This window comes from Klebsiella sp. ZJOU C1, assembly GCF_035620215.1.
Lineage (GTDB): Bacteria > Pseudomonadota > Gammaproteobacteria > Enterobacterales > Enterobacteriaceae > Klebsiella > Klebsiella variicola.
Map to the genome: position 1 here is coordinate 5,023,903 of NZ_CP141644.1, position 18,349 is coordinate 5,042,251.

Here is an 18,349-nt window from a genome sequence, read left to right on the forward strand (position 1 = left end):
ACTGTCCGGCTATATCAATGCACCTGGCTTGCCTTTATACTACCGCGCGTTTGTTTATAAACTGCCCAAATAAAACTAAATGGGAAAACACCGGTGAAGTTCGTAAAGTATCTATTGATCCTTGCAGTCTGTTGCGTACTGCTGGGAGCAGGCTCGATTTTTGGCCTCTACAAATACATAGAGCCGCAACTCCCCGACGTCGCAACCCTGAAGGATGTGCGTTTGCAGATCCCGATGCAGGTCTATAGCGCCGACGGTGAGCTTATTGCGCAATATGGCGAAAAACGCCGTATCCCTGTGACGCTGCAGCAAATTCCCCCCGAGCTGGTGAAAGCGTTTATCGCCACTGAAGACAGCCGTTTCTATGAGCACCACGGCGTCGATCCGGTGGGTATTTTCCGCGCCGCCAGCGTGGCGATGTTTTCAGGCCACGCCTCCCAGGGCGCCAGCACCATCACCCAGCAGTTAGCACGTAACTTCTTCCTCAGCCCCGAGAAGACGTTGATGCGTAAGATTAAAGAGGCCTTTCTGGCTATCCGCATCGAGCAGTTGCTGAACAAAGATGAAATCCTTGAGCTGTATCTGAACAAGATCTACCTCGGCTACCGCGCCTATGGCGTCGGCGCCGCGGCGCAGGTCTATTTTGGCAAACCTATCGACCAGTTGACCCTGAGTGAGATGGCGGTGATTGCCGGTCTGCCGAAAGCGCCTTCTACCTTTAACCCGCTCTATTCCATGGATCGCGCGACCGCCCGTCGCAACGTGGTGCTGTCGCGTATGTTGAGCGAGGGGTACATCACCCAGGCGCAATATGATGAGGCGCGCAGCGAAGCGATCGACGCAAGCTATCACGCGCCGAAAATCGCTTTCTCCGCCCCTTACCTGAGCGAAATGGTGCGCCAGGAGATGGTGAATCGCTACGGCGAGCAGGCCTATGAAGATGGCTACCGGGTTTACACCACCATTACTCGCAAGAATCAGCAGGCAGCCCAGCAGGCGGTACGCAATAACGTGCTGGATTACGATATGCGTCACGGCTACCGCGGCCCGGCCAGCGTGCTGTGGAAAGTCGGTGAAACGCCGTGGGAGACGAAGAAAATCATCGACTCGCTGAAGCGTCAGTCTGGCTACGGCCCGCTTTTCCCGGCGGTGGTCACTTCCGCGAATGCCCAGGAGGCCGTCGCGCTGTTGGCTAACGGCGACTCGGTTTCTCTGACGATGGACGGCGTGCGCTGGGCCCGGCGCTTTATCTCGGATACGCAGCAGGGGGCGACCCCGCGTAAAGTCAACGACGTCCTGCAGGCCGGGCAGCAGATCTGGGTTCGTAAAGTGGCTGACGGCTGGTGGCTGTCACAGGTCCCGGACGTCAACTCAGCGCTGGTCTCCATTAATCCGCAAAACGGCGCGATTATTGCTCTCGTCGGCGGGTTTGACTTTAACCAGAGCAAGTTCAACCGCGCCACTCAGGCGCTGCGTCAGGTCGGCTCCAACATTAAGCCGTTCCTCTATACCGCCGCGATGGATAAAGGCTTAACGCTGGCCAGTATGCTCAACGATGTGCCGATCTCGCGCTGGGACGCAGGCGCAGGATCCGACTGGCGGCCGAAGAACTCGCCGCCGCAGTATGCCGGTCCGATTCGTTTACGCCAGGGGCTTGGACAGTCGAAAAACGTGGTGATGGTGCGCGCTATGCGCGCCATGGGCGTTGACTATGCCGCCGAGTATCTGCAGCGCTTTGGCTTCCCGGCGCAAAACATTGTCCACACAGAATCGCTGGCCCTGGGCTCCGCCTCCTTTACGCCCCTGCAGGTTGCCCGCGGATATTCGGTGATGGCCAACGGCGGCTTCCTGATCAACCCGTTCTTTATCAGTAAGATTGAGAATGATCAGGGCGGCGTTCTCTTCGAAGAACGTCCGAAAATCGCCTGCCCGCAGTGTGATTTACCGGTCATTTACGGTGATACGCCAAAATCCAACGTGCTGGAAAATAAAGATGTGGAAGATGTCGCCACCTCGACGGAACCGCAGAACGGCAACGTGCCGCCACAGCCGCAGCTGGAGCAGGCCAACCAGTCGCTGGTTGCACAGAGCGGCGCCCAGGAATACGCGCCGCATGTGATTAATACGCCCCTGTCGTTCCTGATAAAAAGCGCACTGAACAGCAACATCTTTGGCGAACCGGGCTGGATGGGAACCGGCTGGCGCGCCGGACGCGATCTGCAGCGGCATGACATCGGCGGGAAAACCGGGACCACCAACAGCTCGAAGGATGCCTGGTTCTCAGGCTACGGCCCAGGTGTAGTGACTTCGGTATGGATCGGCTTTGACGATCATCGTCGCGATCTTGGCCGCACCACCGCCTCCGGGGCGATTAAAGATCAGATCTCCGGTTATGAGGGGGGTGCTAAAAGTGCCCAGCCGGCCTGGGACAGCTTTATGAAGAGCGTGCTGGAAGGAGTGCCGGAAGAGCCGTTAACCCCGCCGCCGGGGATCGTCACGGTGAATATCGACCGCAGCACTGGTCAGTTGGCTAACGGGGGCAACAGCCGCGCAGAATACTTCATTGAAGGAACCCAGCCCACGCAGCAGGCGGTCCATGAGGTGGGCACCACCCTGACTGACGGCGGTGGTGAAACCCACGAACTGTTCTGACAAAAAAAGCGCCTGCGGGCGCTTTTTTATTGCTGCTAACGGCGCGCTTTCTCTCAGAGTCGGCCCTGAGCCAGCAGCCACTCGCGCACTAAAAACAGCGCGCTGACGTTACGGGCTTCGTTAAAATCTTCTTCATCCAGCAGCGACATCAGCTGCGCCAGCGGCCAGCGCACCTGCGGCAGCGGCTCAGGTTCATCGCCCGGCAGTGACTCAGGATAGAGGTCTTCCGCCACCAGGATATTCATTTTGCTGGAGAAGTAAGAGGGGGCCATACTGAGCTTCTTCAGAAACGTCAGCTTATTGGCGCCAAAGCCAACCTCTTCTTTCAGCTCGCGATTCGCTGCTTCATCCACGGTTTCACCCGGGTCAATCAGCCCTTTGGAGAAACCCAGCTCGTAGGATTCCGTGCCGACGGCATACTCGCGAATCAAAATAATGTGATCATTAACAATCGGCACAATCATCACCGCTTCACGGGTGGATGGCCGCATACGTTCATAAACGCGACGCACACCGTTGCTGAATTCCAGATCGACGCTTTCGACATTAAAGAGGCGCGAACGGGCGACAGTTTCAACATTGAGAATGGTGGGTTTTTGTAATGATTTGCTCATTGTCATCGGTCTATGCTGTGATTAAGCAGTCATTGTGCGATACGCAACACGCTTTCGGCAATCCAAATCGCTACTTATTTACAGAGTTGTAACCTTTTACCGGCAAAGGGGAAAGTAATAAAGATAAAAAAGTCAATAGCTTGAATTCTGTTTGAGAATTTACCGATTTCTGCGCATTAACGTTTTTGGTAAGCTTATGCGTTGCTGCAAGACATATTCATTACCCTGTAACCAGGTGCGCCACTAACACTGCAGCTTGACGTTAGTCTTCACGTTCACCGACGATATCGTAAGAAAAAATAACTATGATGGGATGGGCATGGGCACCTTTCTGATTTTCCTTACAGCTCTGCTAATCTGCGTATTGCTCATCGGATGGTGGTACCGCGCTCACGCCAGACGCCGACGCCTTCCTCTACTGCACGCCTTTAGCGACGCCACTACGCGGCCGCTTCCTGCCGATGAGCGTCAGGCTATCGAAAAGTATCTTGCGGAGCTCAGTCGCACCCTGCAGGTCCCGGCGTCCGGCGCAACGACCGCACCCGTCGCTTTGGCGCTGAATGAACAGAGTGATACGGTCTACGCGGTGACGCGAGCCATCACTCGCTACGGGATCACTACCGACGCGCCGAATAAATGGCGCTACTTTCTCGATTCGGTGGAAGTCCATCTGCCGCCGTTCTGGGAACAGCATATCAACGACGAAAACAGCGTTGAGCTGATCCCCACCGACAGCCTGCCGCTGGTTATCACCCTTAACGGACATAGCCTGAGCGACTATCGTCAGGAGGCGCAAAGCTACGCCCTGGAACGCGCATCGGCCACCCAGGCCTCCATTCGCGGCGAAGAGAGCGAACAGGTAGAGCTACGGCAGATCCGTCGGGAAAGTCGGGAAGAACACGCCCTCAACCGGCCGGATGGGCTGCGCGAAGCGATCCTGATCGTCGCCTCCTTTCTGTTCTTTTATTTCAGCCTGATTGGGCCAGCCGTTTTTACCCCCTGGCTGGTGGCCGCGGGGGTACTGCTTCTCGCCGCTGGCGTGGGGGGGATCTATGCCCCGCCGCGCCGCGCCGCGTTGCGCGAAATTCACTGCCTGCGGGGCGTTCCCAAACGCTGGGGTCTGTTTGGCGAAAACGATCAGGAACATATCAATAACATCTCGCTGGGTATTATCGATCTCATCTATCCGCGCCACTGGCAGCCATGGATCGCCCAGGACCTGGGACAGCAGACCGATATTGATATCTATCTCAACCGTCACGTGGCCCGCCAGGGACGCTACCTGTCGCTCCATGATGAAGTGAAAAACTTCCCGCTACAGTACTGGCTGCGCAGCGCGATTATCGCCGCCGGCGCGCTGGTAGTGGTGATCATGCTGTGGGTCAGCGTACCGCTAAATATGCCGTTTAAGTTCACCCTGTCGTGGTTGAAGGGCGCCCAGACGATTGAAGCGACAACCGTCGACCAGCTGGCAAAAGCCCATGTGCGCATTGGCGATACGCTGCGCCTGACAGGCACCGGGATGTGTAATATCCGTACGCCGGGTAGCTGGTCGGCCAAAGAGGATTCGCCGTTCCTGCCTTTCGATTGTTCACAGATTGTATGGAACGACGCCCCTCCTCTGCCGCTGCCGGAGTCTGATATTGTCAGCAAAGCGACCGCCCTGATGCAGTCCGTCCAGCGCCAGCTGCACCCGGAAACCGACGATGATTCCCGCGTCAGCCCGGCGCTGCGCTCCGCGATTCAGAAATCAGGCATGGTGCTGCTGGATGATTTCGGCGATATCGTCCTGAAAACCAACGATCTCTGCTCGGCAAAGGATGACTGCCTGCGCCTGAAAAACGCGCTGGTCAATCTCGGGAATACGCGTAACTGGGAGGCGCTGACCAAGCGCGCCACCGCCGGAAAACTGGACGGCGTGAACGTGCTGCTGCGCCCGGTCAGCGCGGAGTCGCTGGAGAATCTGGTGACCACTTCCACCGCCCCCTTTGTAATGCGTGAAACTTCGCGAGCCGCGCAGGCGCTAAACAGCCCGGCGCCCGGCGGTTTCTTGATCGCCAGCGATGAAGGCAGCGTGCTGGTCAATCAGCCGTGGCCGGCGGTGAGCCTGTATGATTATCCGGCACATGAGCAGTGGAGCGAGCTGCGGCGACTGGCCGGTATGCTCATGCATACCCCTTTCCACGCCGAAGGGATCGTCACCAATCTGTTTACCGACGCCAACGGCACCCAGCATATCAATCTGCACCGCATCCCCGACCGCAGCGGACTGTGGCGCTATCTGGGCATTACGCTGCTGCTGTTGTCGATGCTGGGATGCATGGCTTACCACGGCGTACAGGCGCTGCGTCGTTATCAACGCCATCGCCAGCGTATGGAAGAGATTCAGAAATATTACGAAAGCTGCCTGAACCCGGTACTGCTCCCCGCGTCTGACCCGCAAGATTAATTTTCCCGGCGACAGGGTATGATACCCTGTCGCCCATTTTCTGCTCGCTGGAGAGTCATCATGCATTTTGATATCGCCTGGCAGGAGGTCGATACCGTTCTGCTGGATATGGACGGCACGCTCCTGGACCTCGCTTTCGACAACTATTTCTGGCAAACGCTGGTGCCTGAAACCTGGGGAGCCGCCCGCGGCCTCAATCTGCAGGAGGCGAAAGACGCCATGCGCCAGGAGTATCACGCCGTGCAGCATACGCTAAACTGGTACTGTCTGGATTACTGGAGCGAGCGCCTGGGTTTGGATATTTGTGCGATGACCAGCGAACAGGGTCCGCGCGCCACGCTGCGCGAGGATACGGTGCCGTTCCTTGATGCGCTCAAGGCCTGCGGTAAGCGACGCATTCTGTTGACCAATGCCCATCCCCACAATCTGGCGGTGAAGCTCAAACACACCGGCCTGGATGCGCACCTTGATTTATTACTTTCCACCCACACATTTGGTTATCCGAAAGAGGATCAGCGCCTGTGGCGCGCCGTGGCGGAGGAGACTGGCCTTGAGGCCCATAAAACGCTGTTTGTCGACGACAGCGAGGCGATTCTGGATGCCGCGAGGGAATTTGGCATTCGTTACTGCCTGGGCATTACCAATCCCGACTCCGGGCTGGCGGAAAAGCAGTATCTGCGCCACCCAGGATTGAATGATTACCGGCGACTGATCCCTTCGCTTACCCCGAAGGAGAGGCGATGAAAGAGAAGCCCAGCGAAACCGTCAGACTGGACAAATGGCTTTGGGCCGCCCGCTTTTACAAGACCCGCGCGCTGGCGCGGGAGATGATTGAAGGCGGCAAGGTGCATTACAACGGACAACGCAGCAAACCCGGGAAAATTGTCGAGCTGGACGCCATGCTGACGCTGCGCCAGGGCAATGACGAGCGTACGGTACGGATTGTCGGTATTACCGAACAGCGCCGCCCGGCAAGTGAAGCCGTCGCCCTGTATGAAGAGACGGCGGAAAGTATCGAGAAGCGTGAAAAAGTGGCCCTGGCGCGCAAAATGAACGCCCTGACCATGCCGCACCCTGACAGACGTCCGGACAAGAAAGAGCGCCGCGACCTGATGAGATTTAAACACGGCGAGAGTGAGTAACTCGCGCCAGAAAGAGAGATGATTATGACTCAACACGATCAATTACATCGTTATCTGTTTGAAAACTATGCCGTACGCGGCGAGCTGGTGACGGTGTCGGAAACCCTGGAACAGATTCTGGCCAATCACACCTATCCACAGCCGGTGAAAACGGTGCTGGCGGAGCTGCTGGTCGCCACCAGCCTGCTGACCGCGACGCTGAAGTTTGCTGGTGATATTACCGTTCAGCTGCAGGGCGATGGCCCTTTACAGCTGGCGGTGATCAACGGCAATAACCAGCAGCAGTTGCGTGGCGTCGCGCGCGTGCAGGGCGATATTGCGGACGATGCGGATCTGAAAACGATGGTCGGCAACGGCTATCTGGTCATTACCATCTCCCCGAAAGAGGGTGAACGTTATCAGGGTGTGGTCGGTCTGGAAGGCGATACGCTGGCCGCCTGCCTGGAAGATTACTTCCAGCGTTCAGAGCAGTTGCCGACGCGCCTCATCATTCGCACCGGGGAACATGAAGGTCAGCCGATGGCCGGTGGGATGCTGCTGCAGGTGATGCCGGCGCAGGATACCCAGACGACCGACTTCGAGCACCTGGCGACGCTCACCGAGACCATCAAGGCGGAAGAGCTGTTCACCCTGCCGGCGAACGATGTGCTGTGGCGCCTGTACCATGAGGAAGAGGTCACGGTCTACGAGCCGCAGAGCGTCGAGTTCAAATGTACGTGTTCTCGTGAACGCTGCGCTGGCGCGCTGAAGACCCTGCCGGATGAAGAGATAGATAGCATCCTCGCCGATGAAGGCGAGATTGATATGCACTGCGACTACTGCGGTAACCACTATATCTTCAATGCCATGGATATTGCCGAGATCCGTAATAACGCCTCTCCGGCCGACCCACAGGTCCATTAATCCCCGCGTCTTCCACAGGTACAGGGTGGCGATGTTGTTCGTCGCCTTGTGCCTGACTTTTATTTATTCACGAGTTGAATCGATTTTCCCTGAAAGAGTTACGTAATTTTATTCCAGGAAAGCGATTACATTCACAATTCAGTAGTTTTTTTAATTACTTTTTAACCATTAATAAACATCTACCCCCAACATCCGTCCATTTCCTGAGATAATCCACTTCACTTCGTGACAGGAGTCACCGTTTTTTTCGTCATTCTGAGGAATGTCGAGATACGTAAATCTATGAGCCTGGTCGCGGTCAATACCCGGTAAGAAACCCTACAATTTACAGCAGTACATCTTGGCTAAGGAGCAGTGACATGCGCGTTAATCATGGTTTAACCCCGCAGGATCTCAAGGCTTATGGTATCAATGACGTTCAGGATATCGTCCACAACCCCAGCTACGATATGTTGTTTCAGGAAGAGCTCGACCCCAGCCTGGAAGGTTACGAACGTGGCGTATTAACCAGTCTGGGTGCTATCGCCGTCGACACGGGCATTTTTACCGGCCGTTCTCCGAAAGATAAGTATCTCGTTCGCGACGACACCACCCGCGATACCGTCTGGTGGTCCGATAAAGGCAAAGGTAAAAACGACAACAAGCCGCTTTCACAGGAAACCTGGCAGCATCTGAAAGGGCTGGTGACCCAGCAGTTGTCCGGTAAACGGCTGTTTATCGTCGACGCCTTCTGCGGCGCCAACGCCGATACCCGTCTCAGCGTGCGCTTTATTACCGAAGTGGCCTGGCAGGCGCACTTCGTTAAAAACATGTTCATCCGCCCGAGCGATGAAGAGCTGGCGGACTTCGAGCCCGACTTCATCGTGATGAACGGCGCGAAGTGCACCAACCCGCAGTGGAAAGAGCAAGGTCTGAACTCGGAAAACTTCATCGCCTTCAACCTCACCGAGCGCATCCAGCTGATCGGCGGCACCTGGTACGGTGGCGAAATGAAGAAAGGGATGTTCTCGATCATGAACTACCTGCTGCCGCTGAAGGGCATCGCCTCCATGCACTGCTCAGCCAACGTCGGCGAAAAAGGCGATGTCGCTATTTTCTTCGGCCTCTCAGGCACCGGCAAAACCACCCTCTCCACCGATCCAAAACGCCGCCTGATTGGCGATGATGAACATGGCTGGGATGACGACGGCGTGTTTAACTTCGAAGGGGGCTGCTACGCCAAGACCATCAAGCTCTCTGAAGCGGCCGAGCCGGATATCTATCACGCCATTCGCCGCAATGCTCTGCTGGAAAACGTGGTGGTGCGCGCCGATGGCACGATCGATTTCGATGACGGTTCGAAGACTGAAAACACCCGCGTCTCCTACCCCATCGACCATATCGACAACATTGTTAAACCGGTTTCCAAAGCGGGTCACGCCACCAAAGTGATCTTCCTGACGGCCGATGCGTTCGGCGTCCTGCCGCCGGTCTCCCGCCTGACCGCCGATCAGACCCAGTACCATTTCCTGTCCGGGTTTACCGCCAAACTGGCCGGCACCGAACGCGGCGTGACCGAGCCCACGCCAACCTTCTCCGCCTGCTTTGGCGCCGCCTTCCTGTCGCTGCATCCGACACAGTACGCCGAAGTGCTGGTTAAACGTATGCAGGCGGCCGGCGCGCAGGCTTATCTGGTCAATACCGGCTGGAACGGCACCGGCAAGCGTATCTCGATTAAAGATACCCGCGCCATCATCGACGCCATCCTCAATGGCTCGCTGGACAACGCGGAGACCTTTACCCTGCCGATGTTTAACCTGCAGATCCCAACGGCGCTCCCGGGTGTGGATACCCAGATCCTCGATCCGCGCAGCACCTATGGTTCCCCGGAGCAGTGGCAGGAAAAAGCCGATCAGCTGGCGAAGCTGTTTATCGAGAACTTTGAGAAGTATACCGATACGCCAGCGGGCGCCGCGCTGGTGGCGGCAGGGCCGCAGCGCTAACGGGCGCAGAGGTGAAAAAGCCGGGCTTGCCCGGCTTTTTGTTGTGCAACGTCCTGATCGGCCAATCGCGGTCGCGATCAGCTCTCTTTGGCGGGTTTCATCGGCGCCAGCATCCGGTGCACCGGTAGCCAGGCGCGGATCAGTAATCCGCCGCGTTCGCTGGAGCCAATCTCCAGCCGGCCGTTGTGATTGTCGATAATACGCTGAACAATCGCCAGCCCCAGCCCGGTGCCGCTGGTACTGCGGGCGCTATCGCCGCGTACAAACGGCTGGAACAGATGTTCGCGCTGCTCAGGTTTGATCCCCGGCCCGTCATCTTCCACCTGGAACCAGGCCCGGCTCGCTTCGCTGCCGCTGCTGACCTTGATCCAGCCATTGCCGTAGCGGGCCGCATTCACCACCATATTCGCCAGCGCACGCTTGATAGACAGGGGATGCATGCGTACCGGGATTTCACCGGCCTGCAGGGCAGTGGCGATCTCACGTTCATAGCCGCTCTCTGCGGCGATCACTTCCCCCAGCACCGCATTGAGGTCCGCCAGCTCCATCGGCATCTCCTGCCCGGTGCGCAGATAGTCGATAAACTGCTCGATGATGGCGTTGCACTCTTCGATATCTTTGTTAATCGACTCCGCGAGATACCCGTCCTGCTCGCCCATCATCTCGGTGGCCAGACGAATGCGCGTCAGCGGAGTACGTAAATCGTGGCTGACCCCGGCCATCAGCAACGTACGGTCGTCAGCCAGCTGCTTCACGCCCGCGGCCATATGGTTAAAGGCGCGGGTCACCGAGCGCACCTCAGAGGCGCCGTACTCTCGCAGCGGCGGCGGGATAATACCGCGCCCGACCTGCAGCGCCGCGTGTTCGAGATCTACCAGCGGACGGTTCTGAATACGGATAAACAGCCAGGCGCCGCCTATCGCCAACAGCATGATCGCCAGGGTATAGCGGAACAGCGGCGAGAAGTCGCCCTGATGAATTTCGGTCAGCGGTACCCGCACCCAGATATTGGGCGACAGCCAGGTCTTCAGCCACACCACGGGGGAGCTTTTATTGACCTCCACCCGCACCTCAGTGGGGCCGCCGAGCTGATGCGCCATCTGCTGGCTTAAGAATTCATAATGCTGCGCCCAGCGCAGCCCTGCGTCTTCCGCCGCTTCATTGGAATAGAGCGAAATCCCCAGCTCACGATAAATTTCACGACGAAACGCCGGGGGCACCACCAGCTGGGTGCCATCCTCCAGCTGCAGTTTGTCGGTCATCAGCATACGGACTTCGTAGGCCAATACTTTATTAAACTGCTGGAGACTCGGCAGGATCGCGAAATTCAGTACCACCAGATAGGTCGTCACCAGGCTGACGAACAGCAAGGTGACGATCAGGAGCAGCGTGCGAGCAAAGGAGCTGCGCGGCGAAAAGCGCACGCGTTTCATGCCTTAGAGCCGTCCGGGACGAAGACGTAGCCCAGACCCCAGACGGTCTGGATATAGCGCGGATGCGCCGGATCCTCTTCCACCATGCGGCGCAGGCGGGAGATCTGAACGTCGATGGAGCGCTCCATCGCAGAATATTCGCGCCCGCGGGCGAGGTTCATCAGCTTATCGCGCGACAGCGGTTCGCGAGGATGACTCACCAGCGCCTTCAGGACCGCAAATTCGCCGCTGGTCAACGGCATCGGCTCGTCTTCACGGAACATCTCGCGGGTGCCCAGGTTCAGTTTGAATTTACCAAAGGCGATAACCGCCTCTTCCTGCGATGGCGCGCCCGGCAGTTCATTCGCCTGACGACGCAGCACCGCCCGAATACGGGCCAGCAGTTCACGCGGGTTAAACGGCTTCGGAATGTAGTCGTCAGCCCCGATTTCCAGGCCAACGATCCGGTCAACCTCTTCACCTTTCGCCGTCACCATAATGATCGGCATCGGGTTGCTCTGACTGCGCAGACGACGGCAAATCGAGAGACCATCTTCCCCAGGCAGCATCAGATCCAGCACCATCAGGTGGAAGGATTCACGGGTTAACAGACGATCCATCTGTTCGGCGTTCGCCACGCTACGAACCTGGAAGCCCTGCTCGGTCAGATAACGTTCGAGCAGCGCACGCAGGCGCATGTCGTCATCCACAACCAGAATCTTATAATTCTCTTGCATTGTTTGTACTCCCAAAGGTTCACTGCAATAGTCAGTGCGTATTCTCAAAAAAGCCCGGCGCGCTCACCAGCTAAATCTGGTATATATTCCAGGCTAAATTGTTACAAAGCATATTTAACAGCAGGTTAAGTATACATTTAATCATAAGACACAGTATTTATCCTGTCGGTATTATTACGCGCTACAAATTGTGCGCAACGACAGACTGTCAGAAGGTTGAACTCACGATGAAAACGCCGCTGATCACCCGCGAGGGATATGAAAAACTGAAGCAGGAAATGGACTACCTGTGGCGCCAGGAGCGCCCGGAAGTGACCAAAAAGGTCACCTGGGCCGCCAGCCTTGGCGACCGCAGCGAGAACGCGGACTACCAGTACAACAAAAAGCGCCTGCGGGAGATCGATCGCCGGGTCCGCTATCTGACCAAATGTCTGGAACAGTTAAAGATCGTCGATTATTCCCCGCAGCAGGAAGGCAAAGTCTTCTTCGGCGCCTGGGTAGAGATCGAAAACGACGAGGGTGACACCAAACGCTTTCGCATCGTCGGCTACGATGAGATTTTTGGCCGCAAAGACTACATCTCCATCGACTCGCCAATGGCGCGCGCCTTATTGAAAAAAGAGGTCGGCGATCTGGCTATCGTTAACACGCCGGCGGGCGAAGCCAGCTGGTATGTCAACGAGATCGAATACGTAAAATAGACAAGAACTTTCCGAGAGACACCGGGCGCGACTGGCATTTTCAGCCGTCAGTCCGTATAACTAGTCCCTGATTTTTGACCCTAAAGATGAATTAAAAGCCATGATGAATGATTCGCTCTGCCGCATTATTGCGGGTGAACTTCAGGCCAGAGCCGAACAGGTAGAAGCTGCCGTTCGCCTGCTTGATGAAGGGAACACCGTGCCGTTTATTGCACGTTATCGTAAAGAAGTCACCGGCGGTCTGGATGACACGCAGCTGCGTAATCTGGAAACCCGCCTTGGCTATCTGCGCGAACTGGAAGACCGTCGTCAGGCGATCCTCAAATCCATCGCTGAACAGGGCAAACTGACCGACGCGCTGGAAAAAGCCATCACCTCCACGCTGAGCAAAACCGAACTGGAAGACCTCTACCTGCCGTACAAGCCGAAGCGCCGTACCCGCGGGCAGATCGCCATCGAAGCCGGGCTGGAGCCGCTGGCTGACCTGCTGTGGAACGAACCGGCCCACGATCCGGAAGCGGAAGCCGCAAAATATATTAACGCTGACAACGGCATCGCCGACAGCAAAGCGGCCCTGGACGGCGCGCGCTATATTCTGATGGAGCGGTTTGCCGAAGACGCCGCGCTGCTGGCGAAGGTCCGTGACTATCTGTGGAAAAACGCCCACCTGGTCTCCACCGTCGTCAGCGGCAAAGAAGAGGAAGGCGCCAAATTCCGCGACTACTTCGATCACCATGAACCGATCGCCACCGTGCCGTCGCATCGCGCGCTGGCGATGTTCCGCGGTCGCAACGAAGGCGTGCTGCAGCTCTCTTTAAACGCCGATCCGCAGTTTGACGAGCCGCCGAAAGAGAGCCACGGCGAGCAAATTATTATCGACCACCTTGGCCTGCGCCTGAATAACGCCCCGGCGGACAGCTGGCGTAAAGGTGTCGTCAGCTGGACCTGGCGTATCAAAGTGCTGATGCACCTCGAAACCGAGCTGATGGGCACCGTGCGCGAGCGCGCGGAGGACGAAGCCATCAACGTCTTCGCCCGTAACCTGCACGACCTCCTGATGGCCGCGCCCGCCGGGCTGCGCGCCACCATGGGACTCGATCCGGGCCTGCGCACCGGGGTGAAAGTGGCCGTCGTCGACGCCACCGGTAAACTGGTCGCCACCGATACCATCTATCCCCATACCGGCCAGGCCGCCAAAGCGGCCGTCGTCGTCGCCGCGCTGTGTGAAAAGTACAATGTTGAGCTGGTGGCCATCGGCAATGGTACCGCCTCGCGTGAAACCGAGCGTTTCTTCCTCGACGTGCAGAAGCAGTTCCCGAAAGTCACCGCCCAGAAGGTGATCGTCAGCGAAGCCGGGGCTTCCGTTTACTCCGCCTCCGAGCTGGCGGCCCAGGAGTTCCCGGACCTCGACGTGTCGCTGCGCGGCGCGGTCTCCATCGCCCGCCGTCTGCAGGATCCCCTGGCCGAGCTGGTGAAAATCGACCCGAAATCGATTGGCGTCGGCCAGTATCAGCACGATGTCAGCCAGACCCAACTGGCGCGTAAGCTGGACGCAGTGGTGGAAGACTGCGTGAACGCCGTCGGCGTTGACCTGAACACCGCCTCCGTTCCGCTGCTGACCCGCGTCGCCGGCCTGACCCGCATGATGGCGCAGAACATCGTTGCCTGGCGCGACGAGAACGGCCAGTTCCAGAATCGCCAGCAGTTGCTGAAGGTCAGCCGTCTGGGGCCGAAAGCCTTTGAACAGTGCGCCGGCTTCCTGCGTATCAACCACGGCGACAACCCGCTGGATGCCTCCACCGTGCACCCGGAAGCCTATCCGGTGGTCGAGCGCATTCTGGCCGCCACCCAACAGGCGCTGAAAGATCTGATGGGCAACAGCAGCGAACTGCGTCATCTGAAGGCTGCGGATTTCACCGATGAGAAGTTCGGCGTTCCGACCGTCACCGACATTATCAAAGAGCTGGAAAAACCGGGCCGCGATCCGCGTCCGGAGTTTAAGACGGCGAAGTTCACCGACGGCGTAGAGACCATGAACGATCTACTGCCGGGGATGATCCTGGAAGGCGCCGTCACCAACGTCACCAATTTCGGCGCGTTTGTCGATATCGGCGTCCATCAGGATGGACTGGTACACATTTCGTCGCTTTCTGACCGGTTTGTTGAAGATCCGCACACCGTGGTGAAAGCGGGCGACATCGTGAAGGTCAAAGTCATGGAAGTCGATCTGCCGCGTAAACGTATCGCTCTGACCATGCGTCTCGACGAGCAGCCAGGCGACAGCAACGCCCGCCGCGGCGGCGGTCAGGATCGCCCCCAGGGTAACCGCCCGGCCGCGAAGGCCGCCAAACCCCGCGGTCGCGAGGCACAGCCTGCCGGTAACAGCGCAATGATGGATGCCCTCGCTGCGGCGATGGGTAAAAAACGCTAATCTCTCCCTGCCCCTTTTCAGGGGCAGTTTTCATTTTTCATCCCCTGGCGATACGGCCGCCATTACGCGCAAAACGGGTTCAGTCATTTCTGATAACCTGCATTAATTCCGTTAAGGAAAGGTCGCGAAATTATTATTTTCATTTCGTTAACTTAAGAAACCTTAATTAAACATTAGATCGCCGAAATAATATTTTGCGCCTATTTGATCACCGACTGGATTTTGCGGCATATCAATAAAAAGGTGATTTTCGCTATAAAAATAGCGCGAAGCGCATCATATGTATTGATGATAAAAACCATTCTCATTATCATCACTTTCAGAACGTTTTTTCCTTTTTCGTTGGCTACGGTCCCCGGCGCAGCTGCCTCCAGGCGTCCGGAAAATTCTTCTTCGGTTAGCGATAGACAAGTAGGCCCTATGCAATTCACACCTGATAGTGCGTGGAAAATTACCGGATTCTCCCGCGATATTAGCCCAGCATACCGTCAGAAATTACTCTCCCTCGGCATGCTGCCCGGTTCCTCATTTCATGTGGTTCGCGTAGCGCCACTCGGCGATCCTGTTCATATTGAAACCCGACGCGTCAGTCTGGTATTACGCAAAAAAGATCTCGCCTTAATCGAACTGGAAGCGGTTGCACAATAACGGCTGGCCCGGCACAAGAGTCTGAAATATGAAAAAATTAACCGTTGGTTTAATTGGTAATCCTAATTCTGGCAAGACCACCTTATTTAATCAGCTGACCGGTGCCCGCCAGCGCGTAGGCAACTGGGCCGGGGTCACCGTTGAGCGTAAAGAGGGCGTTTTCGCCACCACTGACCATCAGGTCACGCTGGTCGACCTCCCGGGGACCTACTCCCTGACCACCATCTCTTCGCAGACCTCGCTGGACGAGCAGATTGCCTGCCACTACATCCTGAGCGGCGACGCCGACATGCTGATTAACGTGGTTGATGCCTCCAACCTTGAGCGAAACCTCTATCTGACGCTGCAGCTGCTCGAGCTGGGGATCCCCTGCGTCGTCGCGCTGAACATGCTGGATATCGCCGAAAAGCAGCAGGTGCGTATCGATATCGACGCCCTCGCCGCCCGTCTCGGCTGCCCGGTCATTCCGCTGGTCTCAACCCGCGGACGCGGAATCGAAGCGCTGAAGATTGCCCTCGACCGTCATCAGGCGAACAGCGATATTGAGCTGGTTCACTATCCGCAGCCGCTGCTGCGCGAAGCTGACCTGCTGGCGCAGCAAATGTCAGCGCAGATCCCGACCCGGCAGCGGCGCTGGCTGGGTCTGCAGATGCTGGAGGGCGATATCTACAGCCGGGCCTATGCCGGCGACGCCGCCGATAAACTGGATATTGCTCTGGCGAATCTCAGCGACGAGATCGACGACCCGGCGTTGCATATCGCAGACGCGCGCTATCAGACCATCGCCGCCGTTTGCGACGCCGTCAGCAACACCCTGACCGCCGAGCCAAGCCGCTTCACCGCGGCAATGGACAAAGTGATCCTTAACCGCTTCCTCGGGTTACCGATTTTTCTCTTTGTCATGTACCTGATGTTCCTGCTGGCGATCAACATCGGCGGCGCGCTGCAGCCGATTTTTGATGCCGGCTCGGTCGCGGTCTTTATTCACGGTATTCAATGGCTGGGCTACACCCTGCACTTCCCGGACTGGCTGACCGTGTTCCTCGCCCAGGGGATCGGCGGCGGTATCAACACCGTGCTGCCGCTGGTGCCGCAGATCGGCATGATGTATCTGTTCCTCTCCTTCCTCGAGGACTCCGGCTACATGGCGCGCGCCGCCTTTGTCATGGACCGCCTGATGCAAGCCCTCGGCCTGCCGGGGAAATCCTTTGTCCCGTTGATTGTCGGTTTCGGCTGCAACGTGCCGTCGGTGATGGGCGCCCGCACCCTTGACGCACCGCGCGAGCGTCTGATGACCATTATGATGGCGCCGTTTATGTCCTGCGGCGCGCGGCTGGCGATCTTCGCCGTCTTCGCAGCCGCGTTCTTTGGTCAGAACGGTGCGCTGGCGGTCTTCTCGCTCTACGTGCTGGGCATTGTGATGGCCATTCTCACCGGCCTGATGCTGAAGCACACCATTATGCGTGGCGAAGCCTCGCCGTTCGTGATGGAGCTGCCGGTGTACCACGTCCCGCACATCAAGAGCCTGATTATCCAGACCTGGCAGCGCCTGAAAGGCTTTGTGCTGCGCGCCGGGAAGGTGATCGTTATTGTCAGCATCTTCCTCAGCGCGCTGAACAGCTTCTCGCTGAGCGGTAAGGTCGTCGACAACATCAACGACTCCGCGCTGGCCTCGGTGAGCCGGGTCATTACGCCGGTGTTTAAACCGATCGGCGTGCATGAAGATAACTGGCAGGCCACCGTCGGACTGTTTACCGGCGCGATGGCGAAGGAGGTGGTGGTCGGTACGCTGAACACCCTCTATACCGCCGAAGATATCCAGAATGAGGAGTTCAATCCGCAGACCTTCAGCCTCGGCGAAGAACTGCTGGCCGCTGTCGACGAGACATGGCAGGGACTGAAAGACACCTTCAGCCTCAGCGTCCTGGCCAACCCCATCGAAGCCAGCAAAGGCGATGGCGAGATGGCCACCGGCGCCATGGGCGTGATGGGCAGTAAATTTGGCAGCGCGGCGGCGGCATACAGCTACCTGATCTTCGTCCTGCTCTATATCCCCTGCATCTCGGTGATGGGCGCCATCGCCCGCGAATCGAGCCGTGGCTGGATGACCTTCTCCATCCTGTGGGGGCTGAATATCGCCTATTCGCTCTCGACGCTTTATTACCAGACCGTCAGCTTTAGCGACCATCCGCGCTACAGCCTGGTGTGTATCCTGGCAGTGGTGTTGTTCAACGTGGTGCTCTTCGGCCTGCTGCGCCGGGCGCGCAGCCGGGTGGACGTCTCGCTGCTGGCCACCCGAAAAACGCCGGCCTCCTGCTGTTCCAGCCCGGCTGGCGATTGCCACTAAGGAGGGTCTGTGGCGTCGTTAATGGAAGTCCGCGATATGCTGGCCCTGCAGGGCCGCATGGAGGCGAAACAGCTCAGCGCCCGCCTGCGGACGCCTCAGCCGCTGATTGACGCGATGCTGGAACGGATGGAAGCCATGGGTAAGGTGGTACGGATCAGCGAAACGAGCGAGGGCTGTCTCTCAGGCAGCTGTAAAAGCTGTCCTGAAGGGAAAGCGGCGTGCCAGCAGGAGTGGTGGGCGCTGCGATGAAAGGAGTCAGGCCTGGTCGTGCAACGGGTAAAACGAGTAAGTCAGCAGTGAAAAACGGGCCAGCAGGCCCGTTTTTTATGAC

Annotated in this window: 14 protein-coding genes; 11 read left to right on the forward strand and 3 right to left on the reverse strand. The window is 57.6% G+C overall.

Features of this window, described 5'->3' with window-relative positions; all coding sequences use genetic code 11:
* The first annotated feature begins 93 nt into the window (after positions 1–93).
* The gene (gene mrcA / locus SPE70_RS24240; protein ID WP_064170660.1) at positions 94–2,652 is read left to right on the forward strand and encodes a peptidoglycan glycosyltransferase/peptidoglycan DD-transpeptidase MrcA; all 2,559 of its coding nucleotides are present in this window, start codon (positions 94–96) and stop codon (positions 2,650–2,652) included.
* A gap of 53 nt (positions 2,653–2,705) precedes the next feature.
* Here the strand turns inward: mrcA and nudE are convergent, their stop codons facing one another.
* A complete protein-coding gene (gene nudE / locus SPE70_RS24245) occupies positions 2,706–3,266 on the reverse strand; it encodes an ADP compounds hydrolase NudE (RefSeq protein ID WP_064170659.1) in 561 nt (186 codons plus the stop codon).
* 319 nt (positions 3,267–3,585) lie between these two features.
* On the opposite strand from nudE, the gene SPE70_RS24250 reads away from it, so the two are divergent.
* The 5 genes from SPE70_RS24250 (at position 3,586) to pckA (ending at position 9,742) form a co-directional block, all read left to right on the forward strand.
* Positions 3,586–5,715 carry an intracellular growth attenuator family protein gene (locus SPE70_RS24250; protein WP_016161902.1) on the forward strand — a complete coding sequence of 710 codons (2,130 nt, stop codon included), beginning with the start codon at positions 3,586–3,588 and terminating at the stop codon, positions 5,713–5,715.
* A 60-nt stretch (positions 5,716–5,775) separates the two neighbouring features.
* Positions 5,776–6,459: a GMP/IMP nucleotidase gene (gene yrfG / locus SPE70_RS24255; protein ID WP_004181456.1), complete on the forward strand. Its 684-nt coding sequence runs from the start codon at positions 5,776–5,778 to the stop codon at positions 6,457–6,459.
* Complete coding sequence (gene hslR, locus SPE70_RS24260) at positions 6,456–6,857, forward strand: ribosome-associated heat shock protein Hsp15 (protein WP_008807008.1); 402 nt, start codon at positions 6,456–6,458, stop codon at positions 6,855–6,857. The genes yrfG and hslR overlap by 4 nt, the downstream gene beginning before the upstream one ends.
* Before the next feature lie 18 nt (positions 6,858–6,875).
* A complete protein-coding gene (gene hslO / locus SPE70_RS24265; protein ID WP_008807007.1) occupies positions 6,876–7,760 on the forward strand; it encodes an Hsp33 family molecular chaperone HslO in 885 nt (294 codons plus the stop codon).
* A 359-nt stretch (positions 7,761–8,119) separates the two neighbouring features.
* Entirely contained in the window at positions 8,120–9,742 is a 1,623-nt protein-coding gene (gene pckA / locus SPE70_RS24270; RefSeq protein ID WP_016161903.1) for a phosphoenolpyruvate carboxykinase (ATP), read from the forward strand.
* A 77-nt stretch (positions 9,743–9,819) separates the two neighbouring features.
* Here the strand turns inward: pckA and envZ are convergent, their stop codons facing one another.
* The gene (gene envZ / locus SPE70_RS24275; protein WP_012540408.1) at positions 9,820–11,175 is read right to left on the reverse strand and encodes a two-component system sensor histidine kinase EnvZ; all 1,356 of its coding nucleotides are present in this window, start codon (positions 11,173–11,175) and stop codon (positions 9,820–9,822) included.
* Positions 11,172–11,891: an osmolarity response regulator transcription factor OmpR gene (gene ompR / locus SPE70_RS24280; protein ID WP_001157751.1), complete on the reverse strand. Its 720-nt coding sequence runs from the start codon at positions 11,889–11,891 to the stop codon at positions 11,172–11,174. Before ompR ends, envZ begins: the two co-directional genes overlap by 4 nt.
* 227 nt (positions 11,892–12,118) lie before the next feature.
* Here ompR and greB point away from each other — a divergent pair, with 227 nt between their 5' ends.
* The 5 genes from greB to feoC all read left to right on the forward strand — a co-directional run bounded on the left by greB (position 12,119) and on the right by feoC (position 18,267).
* On the forward strand, positions 12,119–12,592 hold the full coding sequence (greB, locus tag SPE70_RS24285; protein WP_008807004.1) for a transcription elongation factor GreB: 474 nt from the start codon (positions 12,119–12,121) through the stop codon (positions 12,590–12,592).
* Between the two features lie 100 nt (positions 12,593–12,692).
* Positions 12,693–15,023 (forward strand): Tex family protein, encoded by a 2,331-nt coding sequence (locus SPE70_RS24290; protein ID WP_064170658.1) that lies wholly within the window; start codon positions 12,693–12,695, stop codon positions 15,021–15,023.
* Between the two features lie 420 nt (positions 15,024–15,443).
* On the forward strand, positions 15,444–15,671 hold the full coding sequence (gene feoA / locus SPE70_RS24295) for a ferrous iron transporter A (RefSeq protein ID WP_002920506.1): 228 nt from the start codon (positions 15,444–15,446) through the stop codon (positions 15,669–15,671).
* 28 nt (positions 15,672–15,699) lie between these two features.
* On the forward strand, positions 15,700–18,018 hold the full coding sequence (gene feoB, locus SPE70_RS24300; RefSeq protein WP_012540404.1) for a Fe(2+) transporter permease subunit FeoB: 2,319 nt from the start codon (positions 15,700–15,702) through the stop codon (positions 18,016–18,018).
* Between the two features lie 9 nt (positions 18,019–18,027).
* Complete coding sequence (feoC, locus tag SPE70_RS24305; protein ID WP_004202151.1) at positions 18,028–18,267, forward strand: [Fe-S]-dependent transcriptional repressor FeoC; 240 nt, start codon at positions 18,028–18,030, stop codon at positions 18,265–18,267.
* Positions 18,268–18,349: the final 82 nt, after the last annotated feature.